Source organism: Nocardioides cynanchi (assembly GCF_008761635.1).
Lineage (GTDB): Bacteria > Actinomycetota > Actinomycetes > Propionibacteriales > Nocardioidaceae > Nocardioides > Nocardioides cynanchi.
This window is the reverse complement of record NZ_CP044344.1, coordinates 2605034-2626394: the sequence shown is the minus strand read 5'-3', so window position 1 is coordinate 2626394 and position 21361 is coordinate 2605034. Positions and strand designations below refer to the sequence as shown.

The window sequence follows — 21361 nt, the reverse complement described above, 5'->3', positions numbered from 1 at the left end:
GGCCCGGCTCAGTGGGTCAGGTCGTAGACGCACTGGTCGAAGGCGTCGTTGGGGTTGAGCGGGTTGTCCACCAGGCCCTCGGCCAGGCACTGGGCCGTGGCCTGCGCCACCGTCAGGATGGTCGGCAGCGTCGTCGGTAGCGAGGTCGGCACGGTCAACGTGGGCAGCGTGACCGGTGCGCTGGTCGACGGCGTGCTCGGGACGCCCGTCGGCCCGCCGGACGGGCCCGAGGTCGGTCCGGTGGTCGGTGCGGTCGGTCCGGACGTCGGCGTCGTCGTGGTCTGGGTCGGGCCGCCGGTCGGGGTGTGGTGCCCGTGGTGGGTCGCGTGATGCGTGGCGTGGTGGTGGCCCGGGTAGGTCACGGGCGGCGCGCCGAAGGTGAAGCTGGTCGTCGTGGTGCCGTTGGGCACCGACATGAAGTCGCCGTTCTGGTAGGCGTGCATGATCGCCAGCACCAGGTCGACGTAGGCCTGGCTGTGGTTGTAGCGGAAGACCGCGGCTTTCTGGCCGGCGTCGGTCGAGAGGTCGTCGGTGCCGGAGCAGAGGTAGACCGCCGAGGCCAGCGAGGCGTCGTAGATGTCCTGCGGGTTGCGCTGGCCGTCGTTGTCGGCGTCGACACCGACGATCGCCCAGGTCGAGGGGATGAACTGCATCGGCCCGACCGCCCGGTCGTACCTCGTGTCGTGGTCGTACTGCCCGGCGTCGGTGTCGCGGATCAACGCGGTGCCGTGGGTGCCGTCGAGCGGCAGGCCGTAGATGCCGGGCGTCGCGACACCCGCGTTGCTGAGCCGGTTGCCGTTGACGCGCCCGTGGTCGGACTCGACGCGGCCGATCGCGGCGACCAGCTCCCACGGCAGGTGGCAGGTCGGGTCGGCGGCGTTGATCACGGTCTGCGCCCGCTGGTAGGCCTCGATCGCGACCGCGGGGATGCCGCTGGCCGACGCCGTCGCGACGAGATGGGCGGAGTTGCCGCGCACGGCCTTGGTGAGGGTGCCCGGTGAGGTCAGGCTGGCCGGCCCGTGCACGGCCTGCGCCGGCACCTGGCTGCCGTCGGGAAGGGTGCCACCGGGGGCGTCGGCCGAGGCGGACGTGCCGGCCTGGGCCAGGCTCGCCGTCCAGGCGATCGAGAGCACAGCGAGCGGCAGCAGCGCCGAGGCCCGCTTCACCCCTGTCGACCGCATGCTCATCGTCCGTCCCTCGTCTCGGCCGCGCCGTGGGCGCGGAGGAGTGCTCCGGGGATCAGGTTTCCCTCCCTGTCCACCCTTCAAACGCGCGGGACCGTCTCAGGTTACGTGCGGGTAACCGCACGCGTCCGTGGAACGGGTCACACGCGGCGCCGTCGGGCCAACGCCGGTTCGGCGCCGGTTGGGGGTCTCGGACACAATGGCCCGGTGCATCCCGACCGGTCCGAGGCTCTCTTCGAGCGTGCCTGCGCGGTGACGCCGGGCGGTGTGAACTCACCGGTCCGCGCGTTCCGCGCCGTCGGCGGCACCCCCCGCTTCATCCGGTCCGCGAGCGGAGCGTGGCTCACCGACGTCGACGGTCGGGAGTACGTCGACCTGGTCGGCTCCTGGGGGCCGATGCTGCTCGGTCATGCCCACCCCGAGGTGATGGCAGCGGTGCGCGACGCGCTGACCCGCGGCACGTCGTACGGCGCACCGACCGAGGCCGAGGTCGACCTCGCCGAGGAGATCGTCGACCGCACCCCGGTGGAGCGGGTCCGCTTCGTCTCGTCGGGCACCGAGGCGACGATGTCGGCGATCCGGCTGGCCCGCGGCTTCACCGGCCGCGACGTGATCGTGAAGTTCGCCGGCTGCTACCACGGGCACGTCGACGCGCTGCTCGCGCAGGCCGGCTCGGGGCTCACCACCCTGGCGGTGCCGGGCACCCCGGGCGTGCCCGAGACCGCCACCGCGCTGACCCGGGTGCTGCCCTACAACGACCGCGAGGCGGTCTCCGCGCTGTTCGCCGACGAGGGCGACCGGATCGCGTGCCTGATCACCGAGGCCGCCCCGGGCAACATGGGGGTCGTCCCACCGGACCCCGGCTTCAACCAGTTCCTGGCGCAGACCTGCGCCGCCTCCGGCGCCCTGTTCGTCAGCGACGAGGTGATGACCGGCTTCCGGGCCTCGCGCACCGGCCAGTGGGGTCTGGACGGGGCGCTGGAGGGCTGGGTCCCCGACCTGATGACCTTCGGCAAGGTGATGGGCGGCGGGTTCCCGGCCGCGGCCTTCGGCGGCCGCGCCGACATCATGTCGATGCTCTCGCCCGAGGGACCCGTCTACCAGGCCGGCACCCTGTCCGGTAACCCGATCGCCACCACCGCCGGACTGGCCACCCTGCGCCTGGCCACCGACGACGTCTACTCCCACCTGACCTCGGTCGGTGACCGGATCCGCGCCGCTGCCACGGCTGCCCTGTCCGCCGCCGGCGTGCCGCACGTCGTCCAGGCGGCCGGCACGATGTTCTCGGTGTTCTTCACCGACGGGCCGGTCCGCGACTTCGCCGGTGCCCAGCGGCAGGACACCGCGGCCTTCGCGGCGTTCTTCCATGCGATGCTCGACAGCGGCGTCTACCTCCCGCCCTCGGCCTACGAGGCGTGGTTCGTCTCCGCTGCGCACGACGAGCGTGCGGTCCAGGTAGTCCTGGACGCTCTGCCGGTTGCGGCGCAGGCCGCGGCCTCCGCCCGAGAGGGAACCCATGTCTGAGTCCACGATCGTCCACCTGCTCCGGCACGGTGAGGTGCACAACCCGGAGGGCGTCCTCTACGGCCGTCGCGACGGCTACCACCTCTCCGACCTCGGCCGGCAGATGGCCCAGCGCGTCGCGGACACGATCGGCGAGCGCGACATCACGCATCTGCGCAGCTCACCGCTCGAGCGGGCCCAGGAGACCGCGGCGCCGGTCGCGGCCGCGCTCGGGCTGACCCCGCTGATCGACCCGCGGGTGATCGAGTCGGCCAACGTCTTCGAGGGCAAGCGCTTCGGCATCGGCGACAACGCGCTGCGCAAGCCGTCCACGTGGGTCCACCTCTGGAACCCCTGGAAGCCGTCGTGGGGCGAGCCCTACAAGGAGGTCACCGCCCGCATGCTCGCGGCGGTGTACGACGCCCGCGACGCCGCGCGCGGCCACGAGGCGGTGATCGTCTCCCACCAGCTGCCGATCTGGATCACCCGGCTGGCCGTCGAGAAGCGGTCGTTCCTGCACGACCCCCGCAAGCGCCAGTGCACGCTGTGCTCGCTGACCTCGCTGCACTTCACCGACGACGAGCTGACCCGGGTGGTCTACTCCGAGCCGGCCGGCGACCTGATCCCGGTCCGCGACCGGCGCGCGCCCTTCTCGGCCGGCGACGCCCCCGAGGCGAAGAGGCCCTGATGGTCCGGGCGAGGCGGCTCGTGGCCACGGCAGGGCTGCTGCTGGCCGTGACCGGTTGCACCTCGCTGCAGGGCACCGGCGACAAGGGCTTCGTCGACGGCAACGGCGCCGTCCGCGAGATCGCGCCCTCCCAGCGGGGCGATGCGATCACGCTGGACGGCAAGGACCTCGACGGGAAGCCGCTCTCGCTGGCGTCGCTGCGGGGCAAGCCGACGGTGCTCACCGTCTGGGGCTCGTGGTGCACCGCCTGCCGCAAGGACTCGCCGTACCTCGTGGCGGCACACCGGCAGCTGGGCGAAAAGGCCAACTTCGTCGGCATCGACAGCCGGGACCCCGGGACCGCTCAGGCGAAGGCCTACAACGAGAACTTCCACATCACCTGGCCGTCGTTCTACTCACCCGGCGGCGAGGCCCTGCTCGCCTTCCCGGGCATCCTGACGCCGAACTCGGTGCCGACCACGGTGATCCTCGACGCCGACGGCCGGCCCGCGGCCACGATCTCCGGTGCGGTGCCGTCGGCGCTCACCCTGGTGGAGCTGGTGCAGCAGGTGGTCCGGCATGGCTGACTGGTTCCAGCAGCAGGCCTCCTCCGGCTCGCTGGTGCTCGCGATCCCGGTCGCGCTCGTGGCCGGCCTGGTCTCGTTCTTCTCCCCCTGCGTGATCCCGCTGCTGCCCGGCTACCTCTCCTACGCGACCGGCCTGTCCGGCACCGATCTCGCGGACGCCAAGCGTGGCCGGATGCTGGCCGGCGCCGTGCTCTTCGTGCTCGGCTTCTCGGTCGTCTACGTCCTGCTGGGCTGGGTGTCGGGCTCGGTCGGCGGCTGGCTGGTGACCTGGCGCAGCCAGCTGGAGATCGCGCTCGGCGTGATCACGATCCTGCTCGGGCTCGCCTTCGCCGGGCTGGTGCCGTTCCTCCAGCGGGACTACCGGATGCACCAGGTCCCGGCCGTCGGCCTGGCCGCGGCGCCGCTCCTGGGGTTCCTCTTCGGCGTCGGCTGGACGCCCTGCATCGGCCCGACCCTGGCCGCGATCACCAACCTGTCGCTCAACGAGGCCACCGCGAGCCGCGGCGCCCTGCTGGCGGGGGTCTACTGCATCGGCCTCGGGGTGCCGTTCATCGTCGCGGCCCTGGCCTACCGCCGGGCGCTCGGCGCCTTCGGCTTCATCCGCCGCCACCAGCAGTGGGTCACCCGGATCGGCGGCCTGATGCTGGTGCTGGTCGGCCTGGCTCTGGTCACCGGCTGGTGGGACGTCGCGGTGAACTGGCTGCAGGTGCACCTGGTGAACGGGTCGCAGGTGGCCCTGTGAGTGAGGGCATCAAGACCGAGCCGCCGGTCGAGCCGGCCGACGACGCGATCTGGCGCCCCAGCGGCGACCGCGACCACCACCGCCGCCCGGGCGAGCTGACGGCCGTCGAGCTGGTGCGCTGGGCGTGGCGCCAGCTCACCTCGATGCGTACGGCGCTCGTGCTGCTCCTCCTGCTCGCCATCGGCGCGATCCCCGGCTCGGTGATCCCGCAGCAGGGCGTCGACGCCCTGAAGACGTCGCAGTGGCAGACCGAGCACCCGCACCTGACTCCGATCTACAACAGGCTCGGGCTGTTCGGGGTCTACCACTCGGCGTGGTTCGCGGCGATCTACCTCCTGCTGATGGTCTCGCTGGTCGGCTGCATCGTGCCCCGGCTGTTCGTCTACTGGCGCGGCTACCGGGCGCCCCCGCCGCCCGCCCCACGCAACCTGACCCGGCTGCCGGACCACGCGTCGTACACCACCGACGAGGAGCCCGAGGTCGTCCTCGAGCGGGCCGGGCGAGCGCTCACCCGACGGCACCGGCTCGCGGTCGGCTCCAGCGACGAGGGCGGCTGGGTCTCCGCCGAGCGCGGGCAGCTGCGCGAGGCCGGCAACCTCCTGTTCCACCTGTCGGTGCTGGTCGTGCTGGTCGGCTTCGGGATCGGCAGCCTGTTCGGCTACAAGGGCGGTGTGATCCTGGTCGTCGGCAACGGCTTCACCAACACGCTGAGCCAGTACGACGACTTCGACCCCGGCTCGCTGTTCGACGCCGGCAAGATGGAGCCGTTCAGCTTCAAGGTGCACGACTTCCAGGTCTCGTGGCTCGACTCGGGGCCGCGGCAGGGCATGGCCAACGACTTCCGGGCGCCCCTGACCTATCGGACGTCCCCCGGCGGCGCAGTGCACGAGTACGACCTGAGGGTCAACCACCCGCTGACCATCGGTGGCACCCAGGTCTTCCTGATCGGGCACGGGTACGCACCGGTGCTGACGATCCGCGACGGGCTGGGCCACAAGGTCTACAGCGGCCCCACGATCTTCCTGCCGGAGAGCTCCAGCTTCGAGTCGTTCGGCGTCGTCAAGGCGCCCGACGCCAAGCCGCAGGGCATCGGCCTGGAGGGCCTGTTCTACCCGACGTTCGCGCTGGTCGGCGGCAACCCGATCAACGTGATGGGCCAGCTGAAGAACCCGACGCTGTCGATGCTGGCCTACGCCGGCGACCTCGGCATGGACAACGGCACGCCGCAGTCGGTCTACGAGCTCGACAAGGCCAACGCGAAGCTGCTCAAGAAGTCCGACGGATCGATGTTCCGCGTCGACCTCCAGGAGGGGCAGACCGTCCAGCTGCCCGACGGCATGGGCTCGGTGACGTTCGACGGCGTCAAGCAGTGGACCCGTCTCCAGATCAGCCGGACCCCCGACGTCTGGCTGACCCTGGTCGGTGTGATCCTGGCGCTGCTCGGCCTGCTGGGCTCGCTCTTCATCCGGCCGCGCCGGGTGTGGGTGCGGGCGCGCCGGGTGGACGGGTCGACGCTGGTCGAGGTGGCCGCACTGGACCGGTCGGGGGGCGGCGAGCTGACCGCCGTACTCTCGTCAGTGGTGGACAAGCTGCAACCGTCAACAGGGCAGATCGAGGAGAGCAGGGCATGAGCGATGCCGCGTGGGAGACGCTGAGCAACCAGGCGATCGCCGCCGCCGGAGTCGTGTACTTCCTGGCGCTGGTCGCGCACCTGGTCGAGTGGAGTGCGCTGCGCACGGTGCCGGTCGCCGCTGCCGCCAGGGTGCCGGTCGCCGCAGGCGTCTCGACCGGCTCGCCCGACGCCGAGGCGCCGACCCCGCCGGCGGTCGACGAGTCGAAGCAGTACCGGATCACGATGTTCGGGACGCTGGCCTTCTACCTGACCGTGATCGGCTGCGCGGCACATTTCGTCGGCCTGCTGGGTCGGGGCATGGCCGCGGACCCCAACCGGGTGCCCTGGGGCAACATGTACGAGTTCACGATCACCGGCTCGTTCGTGGTCGTGCTCGGCTATCTCCTGCTGCGCAAGCGCTACGGCCTGTCCTGGATGGGCCCGATCGTCACCGCCATCGAGCTGGTGCTGCTGATGGTGGCGGTGCTCTGGCTCTACGACCCGATCGCGCCGCTGTCCGACGCGCTGCTGTCCTACTGGCTGGTGATCCACGTGATGTCGGCGATCATCGCCACGGGCGCCTTCACCCTGGGCGGGATCACCTCGGCGCTCTACCTGGTCAAGTCACGGTCGCTGTCGCGCGGCAAGGCTCCCGACCACGGCTACATCGCCCGGCTGCCCTCCCTGGCCACGCTCGACCGGGTCTCCTACCGGATCCACGCGTTCGGCTTCCCGGTCTGGACCTTCGCGGTGCTGATCAGCGGGCCGATCTGGGCGCACCAGGCCTGGTCGTCGTACTGGAACTGGGACCCCAAGGAGGTCTGCGCCTTCATCACGTGGGTGCTGTACGCCGCCTACCTGCACGCCCGCTCGACCGCCGGGTGGAAGGGTCGCAACGCCGCGATCCTGGCGCTGGTCGGAGTGGCCAGCCTGTGGTTCAACTTCATCGGGATCAACTACTTCTCGACGACCAGCCAGCACTCCTACGCCAACGGCGCCAAGGCCTTCGACCTGCACCACCGGTGACCCGGCGGGCGGGCGAAGGCACCAGCTGATCAGCTCGGGTCGTCCGGGCCCTTGTTGCGGCGCGAGATCTGGGCGAGGAACTCGTCGTCGTCGTCGGGACCCATCGGCCGCTGGTAGGTCTGCGAGCGGTCGTGTCTGCGGGGGAAGCCCTCCAGCAGGAAGCGCGCGGCGTAGTAGGAGCCGACTGCCACGATGACCAGCAGCAACAAGAACCTCCACACGTGACCAAGAGTAGGTCGTCCACGGTGAGACCGGGCGGGCGTCCGCGAAACCGTCGGGATCGACGGGATGCGGGGCCGCTGGTCGCACCCGATTAGGCTGGCCCCGTGAAGGAGTTCTGGACCTACACCGGCCTGCGGCTGCTGATCTTCGCGGCCTCGGTGGCGATCGTGTTCGGGGTGTGGCTGGCCGTGACCGGATCGGTCTCGGTGATGTGGGCCCTGGTGATCGGGCTGCTGCTCAGCGGCGTCGCGTCATACTTCCTGCTCGGCCGGCAGCGCGCAGCCCTGGCCAGCCACGTCGACGCGCGAGCCCACCGGGCTGCGGCGAGGTTCGACGAGATGCGCGCCAAGGAAGACGTGGACTGAGCGGCCTGAGGATCCGCCGGTCGACTCACTTCCGCCGGTTGAGCTGGCGGTCGATCCGCGAGCGGTCCTGGCCGAGGATCTTGGCCAGCAGCGGCGCGCGCATCTTCCACGCGACGACTCCGACGACGATGACCACGAGCAGGATGATCCAGAACATGCGGCCAGCCTACGCCGCGACGTCGGACCGGTGGGGTGCTCAGGCCGCGATGGCCAGGCCCACGAGCAGCCCCAGCCCGTAGAGGAGCTCGGCGACACCGGTGCTCTGGAGCACCGGGATCAGACCGGGGCCTCGCGCGCCACCGACGACGACGCGGGCGCCGCGCGCCGCGGGTACGGCGTACACCAGGGCGACCAGGGCCCACCACGACGTCGTGAGGGCGACTCCGACCAGGGCGACCGCCGCGAGGGCGAGCAGCAGGACGTAGAACCCGCGGGTGCGCTCGTCGCCGAGCCGGACCGCGAGGGTGAGCTTGCCGCTGAGGCGGTCGGTGGGCATGTCGCGCAGGTTGTTGGCGACCAGGATCGCGCAGGCGATCGCGCCGATCCCGACCGCGGCGTCCAGCGCGGGGAGCTGCCAGGTCTCGGTCTGGACGTACGCCGTGCCGGTCACCGCGACCAGCCCGAAGAACACGAAGACCATCACCTCGCCGAGCCCGAGGTAGCCGTAGGGCCGGGAGCCGCCGGTGTAGAACCAGGCGGCGGCCACGCACACGAGCCCGACGACCAGCAGCCACCAGGCGGTGGTGACCGCGAGCACCAGGCCGGCCGCGGCAGCCACTCCGAAGGCGGTGAACGCCGCGCGCCTGACCGCGGCCGGCGTGGCTCGGCCGGAGCCCACCAGGCGCATCGGTCCGACCCGGTCGGCGTCGGTGCCGCGGATGCCGTCGGAGTAGTCGTTGGCGTAGTTCACCCCGACCTGGAGGGCGAGGCTGACCACGAGGGCCAGCAGGGCCTTCGACCACACCGCTCCGCCGTCGTACACGGCGACGGCCGTGCCGGCGAGCACCGGCGAGATCGCGGCGGGGAGGGTGCGCGGACGTGCGCCGGCGAGCCACTCGCCCGGTGTTGCCATGACCGGATTCAAGCAGGCGTGCGCGACACGTCGAGCTCGTGGGTGACCAGGAAGCGCTCGGCCGCCCTGACCGAGGGATGCAGGAGCACGGCGGCGAGCACGATCGTGGTGGCGATCACCGCCCAGCCAACGGTGCCCTGGTCGAGCGCCAGCCAGGTGTACGCCGCGGGGCCGAGGATGTTGGTGATCCGTCCGCCCATGCCCCAGACGCCTTGGTACTCCCCGCGCCGGTAGGGGTCGGACAGCTCGGCCATGAAGCCCCAGGTGGCCGCCGACTCGAACAGCTCCGCGCCGGTGACCGTCATGTGCCCGACCAGCAGCAGCACCACGGAGACCCAGCCGATGGTGTCGCCGGTGACGGCCACGAGGGCGCACGAGACCACCATGAAGCCGGTGGCGAGCCGGACGCCACGGAGGGCGCCGCTGATGGTGTTCATGCCGCGTGCGGCCGGCACCTGGAACAGCACGGCCAGCACGGTGTTGGTGCCGAACAGCCACGCCAGCACCCAGTGCGGAGCGTCGGTGCGCTCGACCAGCCAGAGCGGGATCACCACCAGCAGCAGGATCCAGTGGGTGCCGGCGATGCCGCTCAGCACCGAGGTGACGACGTAGCCGCGGTTCTTCAGGGCCTTGGGGCTGGCGGGGCTCGCCCCCACCTCGTCCTCCGCCTCGGCCTCGGCCTCGTCCGCCGACTCGACAGCGGCAGGCCGGAGGTCGGGCAGCCGCGAGATCAGGAAGGCGTTCGCGGCCAGCACCAGGGCCGAGAAGACCGGCACCATCCGGATCACGTCGCGGCTGTCGGTGGCCAGGGCGAGGCCGCCGCCCAGCGCACCGAGGGTGAAGCCGAGGTTGAGGGCGGCCCGCAGGAACGCCTGGTTCCGTACTCGCTCCTCGCGCGGGAAGATCCCGATCGTGTAGGCGCCACGGCCCGCGTTACCGGCCGTGGCGATGATCGCGAAGCCGGTCAGCAGCAGCACGAACGGCGGGAAGCCGTGGATGAACGGGTAGGTGAGATACAGCAGCGCCTCGACGAAAGCGCCGACGGCCCACACCCGCCGGCCGCCGTACCGGTCGGCGACGCGGCCCATCGGCACCGAGAGGGCCAGCACGGACAGGCCGCTGAGGGACAGGCCGAGTCCGACCTGGGCGGCGCTGAGCCCGACGATCTGGGTGAAGTAGACCGCGTTCCCGGTGGTGAAGACGCCGTCGCCGAAGGCGAACAGCACCGACTGGACCGAGAGCCGACGGGCCACCCGGGACTCGGGGAGCATCCGCGTCATCCAGGTGGGCACCGTTCGGATTCTTCCAGCCGCCAGTAGCGTGCGTCGCATGGGTTACCTCCGGCTGACCGGCGACGCCGAGCGCGACGTCGACGCGGTGTCGGAGTGGTTGTCGGCCGAGGCGCCGGACCCGCTGGTGATCTCCACGTCGGGCTCGTCGGGCACGCCCAAGCAGGTGCTCCTGCGACGCGAGGCGGTGCTGGCCTCGGCCGCGGCGTCGGCGGCCCGGCTCGGCGGCAGCGGGCCGTGGCTGCTCGCCCTCCCGTCGTCGTACGTCGCGGGCTTCAACGTCGTGGTCCGCTCGCTGCTCGCCGGGCACCGGCCGGTGGCGCTCGGTGACCGGACGCCCGCCTCGGTGTCGACCGACGGTGCGTTCGTGTCCGTCGTCCCCACCCAGCTGCACCGCTGGCTCGACTCGCCGGCCGACCGGGCCGCCCTGGGCGCCTGTCACACCGTGCTGGTCGGGGGCGGACCGGTCGATCCCTCGCTTCGGGCCCGGGCCGACGAGGCGGGCGTGCGCGCCGTGGCGACGTACGGCTCGGCGGAGACCTGCGGCGGCTGTGTGTACGACGGCGTCCCCCTGGACGGCGTCGGCCTCGCGCTGGCCCCGGACGGCAGGATCCGGATCGCCGGCCCGACGATCTTCGACGGCTACCTCGACGCCCCCGAAGCGACCCGGGAGGCTCTCGTCGACGGGTGGTTCGTCACCTCCGACGCCGGAAGGCTCGAGGACGACGGCCGGCTGCGGGTGCTCGGGCGGGTCGACGACATCGTCGTCAGTGGAGGGGTCAACGTGCCGGCGGCCGCGGTCGCGGCGCGGTTGCGCGAGCACCCGTCGGTGACCGCCGCCGAGGTGGTCGGGCTGCCCGACGCCGAGTGGGGCAACCGCGTGGTCGCGATCGTGTCGCTGGTCGAGCCCGGGACCTTGACGCTCGACGAGGCGCGCGACTGGGTGGCCGCCGTGCACCCGCGGCCCTGGGCGCCGCGCGAGGTGCGGGTCGTGGCCGCGATCCCGATGCTGGCCAACGGGAAGGTCGACCGGCTCGCGGTCCGCGACCTCGTGGCGCCGCGGTGACCGGCCGGCTGCGGGTCTTCTCGATCCCGATGACCACCCGCTTCCGCGGCATCACGGTGCGGGAGGGTGCGGTGATCGAGGGCGACGCAGGCTGGGGCGAGTGGAGCCCGTTCGTCGAGTACCCGCCCGAGGAGGCCGAGGCCTGGCTGCGCTGCGCCGAGGAGGCCGCGGCCGGTGACTGGCCCGTGGTCGTGCGCGACGACGTACCGGTGAACGCGACGGTGCCCGTGGTCTCCCCGGAGGCCGCCCACGCGCTGGTGCTCGCGTCCGGCTGCGCCACGGCCAAGGTCAAGGTGGCCGACCCGGGCTCGGCCCTCGCCGACGACCTGGCCAGGGTCGAGGCGGTGCGCGACGCGCTCGGTCCGACGGGCCGGGTGCGGGTCGACGCCAACGGTGCCTGGACGGTCGACCAGGCGGTCGCCGCGATCGCCGAGCTGGACCGGGCGGCGGGCGGCCTGGAGTACGTCGAGCAGCCGTGCGCGTCGGTGGAGGACCTCGCGTCGGTACGCCGCCGGGTCGCGGTCCCGATCGCCGCCGACGAGTCGATCCGGCGGGCCGCCGACCCCTACCGCGTGCGCGACCTCGGGGCCGCCGACATCGCGGTGCTCAAGGTGCAGCCGCTGGGTGGCGTGCGGGCCTGCCTGCGGATCGCCGACGACATCGGGATGCCGGTGGTGGTCTCGTCGGCGCTGGAGACGTCGCTCGGCCTGGCCGCCGGGGTGTCCCTGGCGGCGTCGCTGCCCCGCCTCGACCACGCGTGCGGCCTCGCGACCCGGTCGCTGCTCACGGCCGACGTCGCGTCGCCGGAGCTGTTCCCCCTGGACGGGAAGCTCCCGGTGCTGCTGCCTCTGGTCCTGCCCGCGTGGCTGGCGGAGTTCGAGGCGTCCCCGGACCGGGTGGCGTGGTGGGAGGCACGGCTGGACGGGGTCCTCGCCTTCCGGGCCTCCCGCGCGATGAGGGAGGATCGTCCCCGATGAGCACATCCACGGACCTGGCTCGGGCCGTGGTCACCCTCCTGGTCGAGTCCGGGGTCCGCGAGATCGTGGTCGCACCCGGCTCGCGCAACGCGCCCCTGTCGTTCGCGGCGTACGACGCGGCGCAGGCCGGCTCGGTCCGGCTGCACACCCGGCTCGACGAGCGCTCCGCCGCCTTCCTGGCCCTCGGTCTGACCAAGGTCGGCTCGCGAGCGGCGGTGATCTGCACGTCGGGCACCGCCGTCGCCAACCTCCACCCGGCCCTGCTCGAGGCCGCCCACGCCGGCGTACCGATGGTCGCGGTCACCGCCGACCGCCCCGCTCGCCTGCGCGGCACCGACGCCAACCAGACCACCGACCAGGTCGGCGTCTTCGGCCCCCTCGTCCCCACCCTCGATGTCGCCGACTTCGCGATAGTCCGTGACGTAAGCGCCCTATCCGGTCCGGAAATAGGGCGCTTACGTCACGGACTACCCATTCATCTCAATGTGCAGCTGGACGACCCGCTGGTGCCGGGGGAGGGGTGGGCCGACGCGCCGGGGGTGCGGGCGGAGCGGCCGCGCGGGCCGTTCCTGGGCGGCGACGGTGAGGTGACGGTGCTGCCGGCGGGGCCGCGCACGGTGGTGGTGGCCGGCGACGACGCCGGGCCACCGGCCCGGATGCTGGCCCAGGAGGCCGGCTGGCCGCTGTTCGCCGAGCCCAGCAGCGGCTCCCGTACCGGCGACCACGCGATCCGCTGTTACCGGCTCCTGCTCGACGGCGTGCTGGGGCAGGAGATCGAGCGGGTCGTCGTCCTCGGGCACCCGACCCTCTCCCGGCCGGTCAGTCGGCTGCTGGCGCGCGAGGACGTCGACGTGTGGGCGGCTCCCACGCCGGGTCGCGAGCTGCGCCGGCCCTACCCGGTCGCCGCCTCGTTCGAACGAGCCCGGGCCGCGGAGCCCGACTCCACCGACTGGTTCGCCCGCTGGAAGCAGGCGGACGCGGCCCTGGCCGGGAAGCTCGACCGGCTGCTGGCCGCCGAGCCCGACCTCACGCCGTACGACGTGGCGGGCGCGGTCGCCCGCGCCCTGCCGGCCGGGGGGCTGCTCGTCGTCGGCGCCTCGAGCCCGATCCGCGACCTCGACCTGATGGTGCCGCGGTACGACGTGGGCGACCGCCGCAAGGTGATCGCCAACCGTGGCCTGTCGGGCATCGACGGCATGGTCTCGACGGCGATCGGTGCCGCGCTCGGCCGCGAGTCGACCCGCAGCCTCGCGCTGCTCGGCGACGTGACGTTCCTTCACGACAGCAACGGACTGGTGCGGGGCCCCGGTCAGCCCGAGCCCGACCTGACCCTGGTGGTCGTCAACGACGACGGCGGCTCGATCTTCGCGATGCTCGAGCAGGGGGCGCCGGAGCACGCGGACCGCTACGACGCGCTCTTCGGCACTCCCCACGGAGTCGACCTCGCCGGCCTCTGCGCCGCCACCCGGACTCCGCACCTCCGCGTCACCTCGCGCCCCGAGCTGGAGCAGGCGCTGGCCAGCCCGAACGGCGGGATCGAGGTGGTCGAGGCCGTCGTCCGCCGTGACAACCGGCGCGACCTGGACGAGCGGATCCGCGCCCTCGGCGGCCCGGGCTGAGCAAGCCGGATCAAGACGCGGGCAGCCCTCCGGAGGCACCATGGACGCCATGAGCACCGCGGCCGACACCTTCGCCGAGTTCGTCGACGGCCTGGCCGGCGCACTCGACGACCACGAGGCGACCGGCGACGACTGGGCGGCGCGGCATCACTTCTCGCGCTTCCACTTCGACCGGATCATCAAGTCGGTCGGCGGCGAACCGCCGCAGGCGCTGCGCCGGCGGATCCTGCTCGAGCGGGCGGCGTACCGGATGATCTCGACGAAGGCGCCACTGATCGACATCGCCGTCGAGGCCGGCTACTCCTCGCACGAGGCGTTCACCCGTGCCTTCACCAAGTCGTACGGCGTGCCGCCCCGCGAGTGGCGGGCGAAGCCCGGGCACATCCAGATCGGCGACCCGGTGTCCGTCCACTTCGTCCCGCCGGCCAGCATCCGGCTGCCCTCGCGCGACATGGTCGGAGGTTCGGATCTCGTGGAGAAGATGGTCGAGCACCACATCTGGCTGACCGGCGAGATGGTGCGGCTGGCCGAGCGGCTGACCGACGGCCAGCTCGACGAGCCGGTCGTCGTCGAGGTCGACGACGACCGCCAGACGCTGCGCTCGCTGCTGAGCCGTCTGGTCGGCCAGATGGGCATGTGGAACGCCGCGATGGCCACCCGCGACTACGACTGGAGCGTCGAGGAGCACGAGTCGGTCAGCTCGATGCGCCGGCGCCTGGCGATCGAGGGGCCGCGCTACCTCGCCCACGTCCGCGAGGTCTGCGACCAGGGGCGCCTCGACGACACCTTCGTCGACGCGGTCTGCGAGCAGGCCGAGGTCTTCACGTACGGCGGGATGGTCGCCCACGTGCTCACGTTCGCGGCGTACCGGCGCACGCTGGTGGTGATGGCGCTGGCCCGGCACGGCATCGACGAGCTGGGCTGGGGAGATCCCATGCGCTGGGTGGACGACCGCGGCTGAGCCACCTCCGGACACAATGAGCGGGTGGAGATCGCCTTCGAGCTGGTTGCGCTCGCTCTGGTCGTGCTGGCCGTGTCCGCTCTGGCCGCCCGGTTCGACGCCCCGGCCCCGCTGCTGCTGATCGTGGTCGGGGTGGCGGCGTCCTACCTCCCGTTCGTGCCCACGGTCCACCTGACCTCCGACGTCGTGCTGCTCGGGCTGCTGCCACCGCTGCTGTACTCCGCAGCGATCCAGACCTCGCTGGTCGACTTCAACGCCAACCGGCGGTCGATCCTGCTCCTCAGCGTCGGGCTGGTCGTGTTCACCACCGCGGGCATCGGCTGGCTGGTCCACGCGCTCCTGCCGGGGCTGGACTGGTGGGCGGCGCTGGCGATCGGTGCCGTGGTCGCGCCTCCCGACGCCGTCGCGGCCACCGCGATCGCCCGACGGATCGGGCTGCCGCGCCGGATCGTGACGATCCTCGAGGGCGAGTCGCTGTTCAACGACGCGACCGCGCTGGTCGCCCTGCGCACCTCGGTCGCCGCGGGAGCGGGCGGCGTCGCGATGTGGCGGGTCGGGGCCGACTTCCTGGTCGCGTCGGTCGGTGGTGCGGTGATCGGCTTCGTGGTCTTCTACGTCGTCGCCCGGCTGCGTCGCCACATCGAGGACCCGATCCTCGACACGGCGATCTCCTTCGTGATCCCCTACGCCACCTACATCGCCTCGGAGGAGCTGCACTCCTCCGGTGTCGTCTCGGTCGTGGTCGCCGGGCTGCTGCTGGGACACAAGGCGCCGATCGTGCAGACCGCCCAGTCCCGGATCGCCGAGCGGATGAACTGGCGCACCATCGCGTTCGGCCTGGAAAACACCGTCTTCCTGCTGATCGGGCTGCAGGCCAGCTGGATCGTGGGCGACGTCGGCCGGAGCACGGTCGGCACGGGCCGGATCGTGGCCGTGTGCGGCCTGACGCTGGTCGCGGTCGTGGTGCTGCGGATCGTGTGGGTGTTCGTGGCGCGCTACCTGCTGATCCGGCCGGGGCACGACCCCGACCTGGGGCGGCCCCCACCGCCGACGTTCACCTTCCTGCTGGGCTGGGCCGGGATGCGGGGCGTGGTCACCCTGGCCGCGGCGTTCGTGATCCCCGCCGACACGCCGTACCGCGAGGTGCTGCTGCTGATCGCGTTCACCGTCGTGGCCGGCACCCTGTTCGTCCAGGGCCTGTCGCTGCCGTGGCTCACCCGCCGCCTCCACGTGCCGGCACCCGACCCGCTGGAGGACGCGCTGGCGCGGGCCACGGTGCTCCAGCAGGCGTCCAAGGCCGGCTTCAAGCGCCTCCACGAGCTGGAGTACGACGACCCGCACGGCGTGTTCGACCTGATCGAGCAGCGCATCGAGCAGCGCAACTTCGCGGCGTGGGAGCGGCTCGGCACCGTCGCCGACCAGGAGACGCCGACCGAGCTCTACTCGCGGGTCCGGCTGGAGATGATCGACGCCGAACGCTCGCGGGTGCTGGCGATCCGGGGCTCCGGCACGGTCGCCAGCGAGGTGATCAGCGAGGTGCTCTCCATGCTCGACGTCGAGGAGTCCATGCTCGACATCAGCCAGCAGAGTCGCGACGAGCTCCGCCACGTCGTCTCGGTACGTCGTACCGGCGCCACGTGCGAGCACCTGGAGGCCAGCCCCGCGATCGAGACGGTGGCCGAGCCGGAGTGCGGCGACTGCCTGCGCGAGGGTACGACGTGGGTCGCCCTGCGTCAGTGCCTCGAGTGCGGCAACGTCGGCTGCTGCGACTCCTCGCCGCGCCGGCACGCGACCCGCCACTTCCACGACTCCGCGCACCCGGTGATGGAGTCCGCCGAGCCGGGTGAAGACTGGCGGTGGTGCTACGTGCACCACCTGACCGCTTGAGAGGAGCCCCGATGCGGATCACGAAGTTCGGCCACTCCTGCGTCCGGCTCGAGCACGACGGGACGACCGTCGTCCTCGACCCGGGGATGTTCACCGAGCCCGACGCGCTCGACGGCGCCGACGCGGTGGTGATCACCCACGAGCACCCGGACCACTACCTGCCCGACCACCTGAAGCGCTCGGACGCGCCGGTGTTCACCATCGACGCGGTCGCCGCGAAGATCCGCGAGGACGCCCCCGACGTGGCCGAGCGGGTCACCGTCGTCACGCCCGGGACGTCGTTCGACCCCGGCATCCCCGCCGTGTCGGTCGGCGAGCTGCACGCGGTGATCCACCCCGACCTGCCGCGCTTCTTCAACTCCGGTTACGTCTTCACCCTCGGTGACACGACCGTCTACCACCCCGGAGACTCGCTCACCGTGCCCGAGCAGGCCGTCGACGTCCTCTGCGTCCCGGTCTGCGCGCCGTGGATGCGGGCCGCCGAGGGCATCGACTTCGCTCGCGCGGTGGGCGCCCCCCGCAACCTCGCCATCCACGACCGGGTCTACTCCGAGGCCGGTCTGCGGATCCTGGACGGCCAGTACGCTGCACTGCTCCCCGAGTCGCTCTCCTTCAGCCGGATCCCCGACGGCGCCGACCTGACCTGAGATAGTCCGGCACGCCTGGCACCTCGGGGCAGCCCCGCAAGGTGCCAGGCGTGCCGGACTATCCCGGGACGGAGCGGGGAGGCAACTGGGGGGAGGTCGTCAGCCGGTGGTCAGGGAGTCGCGGACCGGGACGAACTTGGCCTGGGCCTCGGCCAGCTCGTCCTCGGGCTCGGAGTCGGCGACGATGCCGCAGCCGGCGAAGAGCCGCACGGTGTTCCCGTCGACCTCGGCCGAGCGGAGGGCGATCGCCCACTCACCGTCGCCGGTGGTGTCCATCCAGCCGACCGGGCCGGCGTAGCGGCCGCGGTCCATACCCTCGATCTCGGCGATCAGCCGCACCGCCTCGGCCGTGGGGGTGCCCCCGACGGCCGCAGACGGGTGCAGCGACGCAGCGAGCTGGAGCGACGACACGGTGGTGGAGTCGTGCACCACCCCGGCAACGTCGGTGGCCAGGTGCATCACGTTGGGCAGGTGCAGCACGAACGGCGCCTCCGGCACGTTCATCGACGAGCAGTGCGGCTCGAGAGCGTCGGCGACGGACCGGACGGCGTACTCGTGCTCCTCGAGGTCCTTGCTGGAGCGGGCCAGCATCGCGGCCAGGGCCAGGTCGCGCTCGTCGTCGCCGGTGCGCCGGATGGTGCCGGCCAGCACCCGGGAGGTGACCAGGCCGCGCTCGCGGCGGACCAGCATCTCCGGCGTCGCCCCGAACATGCCGTCGACGTGGAAGGTCCAGCACATCGGGTAGGTCTCGGCGAGCCGCGCCAGCGGCCACCGGATGTCGATCGGGGCGACGGCGGACGCGATCAGGTCGCGGGCCAGCACGACCTTCTCCAGCGCGCCGCTGTTGATCCGGCGTACGGCGTCGGCGACGACCGCCATCCAGCGCTCGCCGTCCAGGGCTCCGTCGGCGAAGACGACGTCCTCGGGGGCGACCGGCCGGTTCGCTGTCCGGTCGCCGGCCGGGTCGAACGCGGCGCCGTCGACCAGGGTCAGCCAGGTGCGGCCCGCGCGGCGGCCGATCACGACCTCCGGGATGACCAGGACCGAGTCACCGGGGTCGTCGGCGAAGCCGAAGGTGCCGAAGCAGACCAGCCCGGAGCCCGGCTCGTTCACCTCGTCGTGGACGTCGGCCCGGGCACAGGTCTCGGTCCACCACTTGTCGGCGTCGGAGAAGCGGGTCAGGCCGCGGGTGCGGATGCGTGCGGCCACTCCCCAGCCCACCAGACCCTCGTCGCGGCGGAGCCACGTGACAGCGTCGTCGGCGGGCACCAGGTCGAGCAACCGGTCGTCGACAGGGAGCTCGGTGGTGCGCACCGTCAGGCTGCTCGTCACAGTCGGGAAGCGTACTCGGCGACCACGCCCGATCCGGAGTCGACGACCCCTTCTGTCGCCAAGGTCACGACCAGTACACGACCACCTTGTCGCCCACGCGCACCTGCGAGAACAGCCACCGGATCCCGTCGTAGTCACGGATGTTGACGCAGCCGTGTGACGCACCGGCGTAGCCGAAGGTGGCGAAGTCCGACGAGTAGTGGACGGCCTCGCCACCGGAGAAGAACATCGAGAAGGGCATCGCCGAGCCGAACAGGGTGGAGACGTGGTCGGCGTCCTTGAGGAAGACGTGGAAGAGGCCCTCCCGCGTGGGGGTGTGGTTGAGGGTCGAGCCGAACCTCACGTCCATCGTCTGCAGGACCTTGCCGTCGACCACCCAGCGCAGCGTGCTGCTGGTCTTGTCGATGCACATCACCCGTCCGGTCAGGCAGCGCGCGTCGAGCGGGCCCGGTGACGGTACGACGTTGTGCAGGGCGTCCGCGGTCGGTGTGGTCGTCATCGTGTCGAGCCGGTCCAGTGTGCGCTGGTCGACGTTCCCGGTGACCGGGATCTGCCGCTTGGCCTGGAAGCCCTTGACCGCGGCTACGGTGTGGGCGTCGTAGCTGCCCGTGACGTCGCCGAAGTACCAGTCGAGCTGAGCCAGGCGCGCCTGGACCTCGCGCACCTGTCGGCCCTGGTCGCCGGGGCCCCACAGCGTCGGACCCGGGTGGAGGACGTTGAACATCGCGTCGTGGCTCGGCGTCGCCGTCAGCGCGACCAGCCGGTGCCATGTACGACGATCGAGCCTCCCGGTGGCCGGGAGACCGTGCTTGGCCTGGAAGCCCTTCACCGCCGCTGCCGTGGTGGCGTCGTACCTCCCGGTGGTGGTCTCCGGCAGCCAGGCGAGCTGGGACAGGCGCTGCTGGAGGCCGCGCACGTCGGCGCCGTGCGCCCCGCGCGCCATCACCACCTGCACCACCACCGGAGCGACCGGCGGTGACGACGGAGGCGGCGTCGACGACACCGGCGTGGAGGGGGAGGGTGCGGCCGGGGACGCCTCGACCGGGGTCGGGGACGCGCTGACCGGCGGCCTCGGCCGGACGTGCGGGACGGCGGCGGGCACCTGACCGTGGTGCCGGGTGGCGTGTCCGGCGGCGTACGCACCACCACCGACCGCGGTCAGCACCAGCACGAGGGCCAGCAACGCCTTGAGCGCTCTCATCGTTCTCCTCCGGGGAAGGTCCACGCCCCGGCGTTGCCGACGCGGCGCCGAGGCGTGGTGAGGACGCCTCAGTCTCGATCCTGAAGACGCCGTTTCCCGGCATTTGGTTGCCGAGCCGCGCCGCCCGGTCGACGGTGTCGTCACCGGCCCTGCTCAGCGTGGTGACAGGTGCGAGCCCTACGCTCGGCTCGTGGCCCGTGCAGAGCTGGACAAGCAGCCGAACGACGTACGTCGGATGTTCGACGCTGTCGCGAAGCGGTACGACGTCACCAACGACGTGCTGTCGCTGGGCCAGGACCGGCGTTGGCGTCGCGACGTGATCGCCGCCGTCGCCCCACTGCCCGGCGAGCGGGTGCTCGACCTCGCCGCCGGCACGGGCACCTCGAGCCAGCCCTTCGCCGACGCCGGCGCGACGGTGGTGCCCTGCGACTTCTCGCTCGGCATGCTCCGGGTCGGCAAGCAGCACCGGCCGCACCTGGCGTTCACCGCCGGTGACGGCACGCGGCTGCCGTTCGCGGACGCGACGTTCGACGCGGTCACGATCTCCTTCGGACTGCGCAACATCGTCGACCCGCTCGCCGGCCTGCGCGAGATGCGCCGGGTGACGCGGCCGGGCGGCCGGCTCGTGGTCTGCGAGTTCAGCCACCCGACCTGGGCGCCGTTCCGCACGGTGTACGACGAGTACCTCATGCGCGCGCTGCCGCCCGTGGCACGCGCGGTCTCGTCGAGCCCGGACGCCTACGTCTACCTGGCCGAGTCGATCCGGGCCTGGCCGGACCAGCCCGCCCTCGCCGACCTCGTGGCCCGCGCCGGGTGGCAGCGTCCCGAGTGGCGCAACCTGTCGGGCGGCATCGTCGCCCTGCACCGCGCCACCGCCTGAGCCGGACCCGGGGCGGCCGGACCCGGGGGTGCGGTGGTGGTAGTGGAGTCCTAGACTGACCGCGCCGATTCGTGAAGGTATTCACAAAGTCACAATCTTCGTGACGTGCGTCACGTGCCCGGCCCCGCGAACAACGCACGAGCAGGGAAGGAAAGGCCGATGCAGCTCTACACGCCGGTCCTGGTGCTGGCGCTGATCGCCGCCGCCTTCGCGGTCGGCTCGGTGGTGATGTCCTCGCAGGTCGGGCCCCGCCGCTACAACCGCGCGAAGCTGGACAGCTACGAGTGCGGCATCGAGCCCACCCCCCAGCCCGTGGGCGGAGGACGCTTCCCGGTCAAGTACTTCATCACCGCGATGATGTTCATCGTCTTCGACATCGAGATCGTCTTCCTCTACCCGTGGGCCGTGCACTTCGACGCGCTCCGGGGCTTCGGCCTGCTCGAGATGGTGCTCTTCATCATCACCGTGTTCGTCGCCTACGCCTATGTCTGGCGCCGCGGCGGACTGGACTGGGACTAGGGA

Annotated in this window: 22 protein-coding genes; 15 read left to right on the top strand and 7 right to left on the bottom strand. The window is 72.1% G+C overall.

Going from position 1 to position 21361, the window contains the following annotated elements; all coding sequences use genetic code 11:
- Positions 1 to 8: 8 nt before the first annotated feature.
- Positions 9 to 1187, bottom strand: a complete 1179-nt coding sequence (locus E3N83_RS12650; protein WP_151083588.1) for a lytic transglycosylase domain-containing protein — start codon at positions 1185 to 1187, stop codon at positions 9 to 11.
- A 204-nt stretch (positions 1188 to 1391) separates the two neighbouring features.
- Here E3N83_RS12650 and hemL point away from each other — a divergent pair, with 204 nt between their 5' ends.
- Genes hemL through ccsB form a run of 6 tightly spaced genes read left to right on the top strand, consistent with a single transcriptional unit; the run spans position 1392 to position 7321 of the window.
- Positions 1392 to 2708, top strand: a complete 1317-nt coding sequence (hemL, locus tag E3N83_RS12645) for a glutamate-1-semialdehyde 2,1-aminomutase (protein ID WP_151083587.1) — start codon at positions 1392 to 1394, stop codon at positions 2706 to 2708.
- Positions 2701 to 3375, top strand: coding sequence for a histidine phosphatase family protein (locus tag E3N83_RS12640; RefSeq protein ID WP_151083586.1), 675 nt, complete (start codon positions 2701 to 2703; stop codon positions 3373 to 3375). The genes hemL and E3N83_RS12640 overlap by 8 nt, the downstream gene beginning before the upstream one ends.
- Entirely contained in the window at positions 3375 to 3941 is a 567-nt protein-coding gene (locus tag E3N83_RS12635; protein ID WP_151083585.1) for a TlpA family protein disulfide reductase, read from the top strand. Before E3N83_RS12640 ends, E3N83_RS12635 begins: the two co-directional genes overlap by 1 nt.
- Complete coding sequence (locus tag E3N83_RS12630) at positions 3934 to 4683, top strand: cytochrome c biogenesis CcdA family protein (RefSeq protein WP_151083584.1); 750 nt, start codon at positions 3934 to 3936, stop codon at positions 4681 to 4683. Before E3N83_RS12635 ends, E3N83_RS12630 begins: the two co-directional genes overlap by 8 nt.
- On the top strand, positions 4680 to 6314 hold the full coding sequence (resB, locus tag E3N83_RS12625) for a cytochrome c biogenesis protein ResB (RefSeq protein ID WP_238342884.1): 1635 nt from the start codon (positions 4680 to 4682) through the stop codon (positions 6312 to 6314). The genes E3N83_RS12630 and resB overlap by 4 nt, the downstream gene beginning before the upstream one ends.
- Complete coding sequence (gene ccsB / locus E3N83_RS12620) at positions 6311 to 7321, top strand: c-type cytochrome biogenesis protein CcsB (RefSeq protein ID WP_151083583.1); 1011 nt, start codon at positions 6311 to 6313, stop codon at positions 7319 to 7321. The genes resB and ccsB overlap by 4 nt, the downstream gene beginning before the upstream one ends.
- A 29-nt stretch (positions 7322 to 7350) precedes the next feature.
- Here ccsB and E3N83_RS12615 read toward each other — a convergent pair whose 3' ends face one another.
- Positions 7351 to 7542 carry a hypothetical protein gene (locus E3N83_RS12615; protein WP_151083582.1) on the bottom strand — a complete coding sequence of 64 codons (192 nt, stop codon included), beginning with the start codon at positions 7540 to 7542 and terminating at the stop codon, positions 7351 to 7353.
- 105 nt (positions 7543 to 7647) lie between these two features.
- Here E3N83_RS12615 and E3N83_RS12610 point away from each other — a divergent pair, with 105 nt between their 5' ends.
- On the top strand, positions 7648 to 7908 hold the full coding sequence (locus E3N83_RS12610; RefSeq protein WP_151083581.1) for a DUF4229 domain-containing protein: 261 nt from the start codon (positions 7648 to 7650) through the stop codon (positions 7906 to 7908).
- Between the two features lie 25 nt (positions 7909 to 7933).
- Here the strand turns inward: E3N83_RS12610 and E3N83_RS20245 are convergent, their stop codons facing one another.
- The 3 genes from E3N83_RS20245 to E3N83_RS12600 are packed head-to-tail and all read right to left on the bottom strand — an operon-like array spanning position 7934 to position 10272.
- A complete protein-coding gene (locus E3N83_RS20245) occupies positions 7934 to 8065 on the bottom strand; it encodes a hypothetical protein (protein WP_272950258.1) in 132 nt (43 codons plus the stop codon).
- 39 nt (positions 8066 to 8104) lie between these two features.
- On the bottom strand, positions 8105 to 8980 hold the full coding sequence (locus tag E3N83_RS12605) for a 1,4-dihydroxy-2-naphthoate polyprenyltransferase (protein WP_151083580.1): 876 nt from the start codon (positions 8978 to 8980) through the stop codon (positions 8105 to 8107).
- An 8-nt stretch (positions 8981 to 8988) separates the two neighbouring features.
- On the bottom strand, positions 8989 to 10272 hold the full coding sequence (locus tag E3N83_RS12600; protein WP_151083579.1) for an MFS transporter: 1284 nt from the start codon (positions 10270 to 10272) through the stop codon (positions 8989 to 8991).
- Positions 10273 to 10309: 37 nt separating this feature from the next.
- Here E3N83_RS12600 and E3N83_RS12595 point away from each other — a divergent pair, with 37 nt between their 5' ends.
- The 6 genes from E3N83_RS12595 to E3N83_RS12570 are packed head-to-tail and all read left to right on the top strand — an operon-like array spanning position 10310 to position 17426.
- On the top strand, positions 10310 to 11335 hold the full coding sequence (locus E3N83_RS12595) for an AMP-binding protein (RefSeq protein ID WP_151083578.1): 1026 nt from the start codon (positions 10310 to 10312) through the stop codon (positions 11333 to 11335).
- A complete protein-coding gene (locus E3N83_RS12590) occupies positions 11332 to 12312 on the top strand; it encodes an o-succinylbenzoate synthase (RefSeq protein ID WP_272950257.1) in 981 nt (326 codons plus the stop codon). The genes E3N83_RS12595 and E3N83_RS12590 overlap by 4 nt, the downstream gene beginning before the upstream one ends.
- On the top strand, positions 12309 to 13931 hold the full coding sequence (gene menD, locus E3N83_RS12585) for a 2-succinyl-5-enolpyruvyl-6-hydroxy-3-cyclohexene-1-carboxylic-acid synthase (RefSeq protein ID WP_151083577.1): 1623 nt from the start codon (positions 12309 to 12311) through the stop codon (positions 13929 to 13931). Before E3N83_RS12590 ends, menD begins: the two co-directional genes overlap by 4 nt.
- Positions 13932 to 13980: 49 nt before the next feature.
- Positions 13981 to 14892: a helix-turn-helix transcriptional regulator gene (locus tag E3N83_RS12580; protein ID WP_151083576.1), complete on the top strand. Its 912-nt coding sequence runs from the start codon at positions 13981 to 13983 to the stop codon at positions 14890 to 14892.
- A gap of 24 nt (positions 14893 to 14916) precedes the next feature.
- Positions 14917 to 16779, top strand: a complete 1863-nt coding sequence (locus tag E3N83_RS12575) for a Na+/H+ antiporter (protein WP_151083575.1) — start codon at positions 14917 to 14919, stop codon at positions 16777 to 16779.
- 11 nt (positions 16780 to 16790) lie between these two features.
- The gene (locus E3N83_RS12570) at positions 16791 to 17426 is read left to right on the top strand and encodes an MBL fold metallo-hydrolase (RefSeq protein WP_151083574.1); all 636 of its coding nucleotides are present in this window, start codon (positions 16791 to 16793) and stop codon (positions 17424 to 17426) included.
- Between the two features lie 99 nt (positions 17427 to 17525).
- Here the strand turns inward: E3N83_RS12570 and E3N83_RS12565 are convergent, their stop codons facing one another.
- Positions 17526 to 18758 carry an isochorismate synthase gene (locus E3N83_RS12565; protein ID WP_202879218.1) on the bottom strand — a complete coding sequence of 411 codons (1233 nt, stop codon included), beginning with the start codon at positions 18756 to 18758 and terminating at the stop codon, positions 17526 to 17528.
- 64 nt (positions 18759 to 18822) lie between these two features.
- Positions 18823 to 19959: a L,D-transpeptidase family protein gene (locus E3N83_RS12560; protein ID WP_191907793.1), complete on the bottom strand. Its 1137-nt coding sequence runs from the start codon at positions 19957 to 19959 to the stop codon at positions 18823 to 18825.
- A gap of 190 nt (positions 19960 to 20149) precedes the next feature.
- Here E3N83_RS12560 and E3N83_RS12550 point away from each other — a divergent pair, with 190 nt between their 5' ends.
- Complete coding sequence (locus tag E3N83_RS12550) at positions 20150 to 20839, top strand: demethylmenaquinone methyltransferase (protein WP_151083572.1); 690 nt, start codon at positions 20150 to 20152, stop codon at positions 20837 to 20839.
- Positions 20840 to 20998: 159 nt separating this feature from the next.
- Positions 20999 to 21358 (top strand): NADH-quinone oxidoreductase subunit A, encoded by a 360-nt coding sequence (locus E3N83_RS12545; RefSeq protein WP_151083571.1) that lies wholly within the window; start codon positions 20999 to 21001, stop codon positions 21356 to 21358.
- Positions 21359 to 21361 lie beyond the last annotated feature (3 nt).

Bases quoted from the DNA above. Each gene is read 5' to 3' on its own strand.
- E3N83_RS12635 (WP_151083585.1), top strand. From the start codon at position 3,375: ATGGTCCGGGCGAGGCGGCTCGTGGCCACGGCAGGGCTGCTGCTGGCC.
- menD (WP_151083577.1), top strand. From the start codon at position 12,309: ATGAGCACATCCACGGACCTGGCTCGGGCCGTGGTCACCCTCCTGGTC.
- E3N83_RS12595 (WP_151083578.1), top strand. From the start codon at position 10,310: ATGGGTTACCTCCGGCTGACCGGCGACGCCGAGCGCGACGTCGACGCG.
- E3N83_RS12640 (WP_151083586.1), top strand. From the start codon at position 2,701: ATGTCTGAGTCCACGATCGTCCACCTGCTCCGGCACGGTGAGGTGCAC.
- E3N83_RS12570 (WP_151083574.1), top strand. From the start codon at position 16,791: ATGCGGATCACGAAGTTCGGCCACTCCTGCGTCCGGCTCGAGCACGAC.
- E3N83_RS12650 (WP_151083588.1), bottom strand. From the start codon at position 1,187: ATGAGCATGCGGTCGACAGGGGTGAAGCGGGCCTCGGCGCTGCTGCCG.
- E3N83_RS12605 (WP_151083580.1), bottom strand. From the start codon at position 8,980: ATGGCAACACCGGGCGAGTGGCTCGCCGGCGCACGTCCGCGCACCCTC.
- E3N83_RS20245 (WP_272950258.1), bottom strand. From the start codon at position 8,065: ATGTTCTGGATCATCCTGCTCGTGGTCATCGTCGTCGGAGTCGTCGCG.
- E3N83_RS12580 (WP_151083576.1), top strand. From the start codon at position 13,981: ATGAGCACCGCGGCCGACACCTTCGCCGAGTTCGTCGACGGCCTGGCC.
- E3N83_RS12630 (WP_151083584.1), top strand. From the start codon at position 3,934: ATGGCTGACTGGTTCCAGCAGCAGGCCTCCTCCGGCTCGCTGGTGCTC.
- E3N83_RS12545 (WP_151083571.1), top strand. From the start codon at position 20,999: ATGCAGCTCTACACGCCGGTCCTGGTGCTGGCGCTGATCGCCGCCGCC.
- E3N83_RS12560 (WP_191907793.1), bottom strand. From the start codon at position 19,959: ATGAGAGCGCTCAAGGCGTTGCTGGCCCTCGTGCTGGTGCTGACCGCG.
- ccsB (WP_151083583.1), top strand. From the start codon at position 6,311: ATGAGCGATGCCGCGTGGGAGACGCTGAGCAACCAGGCGATCGCCGCC.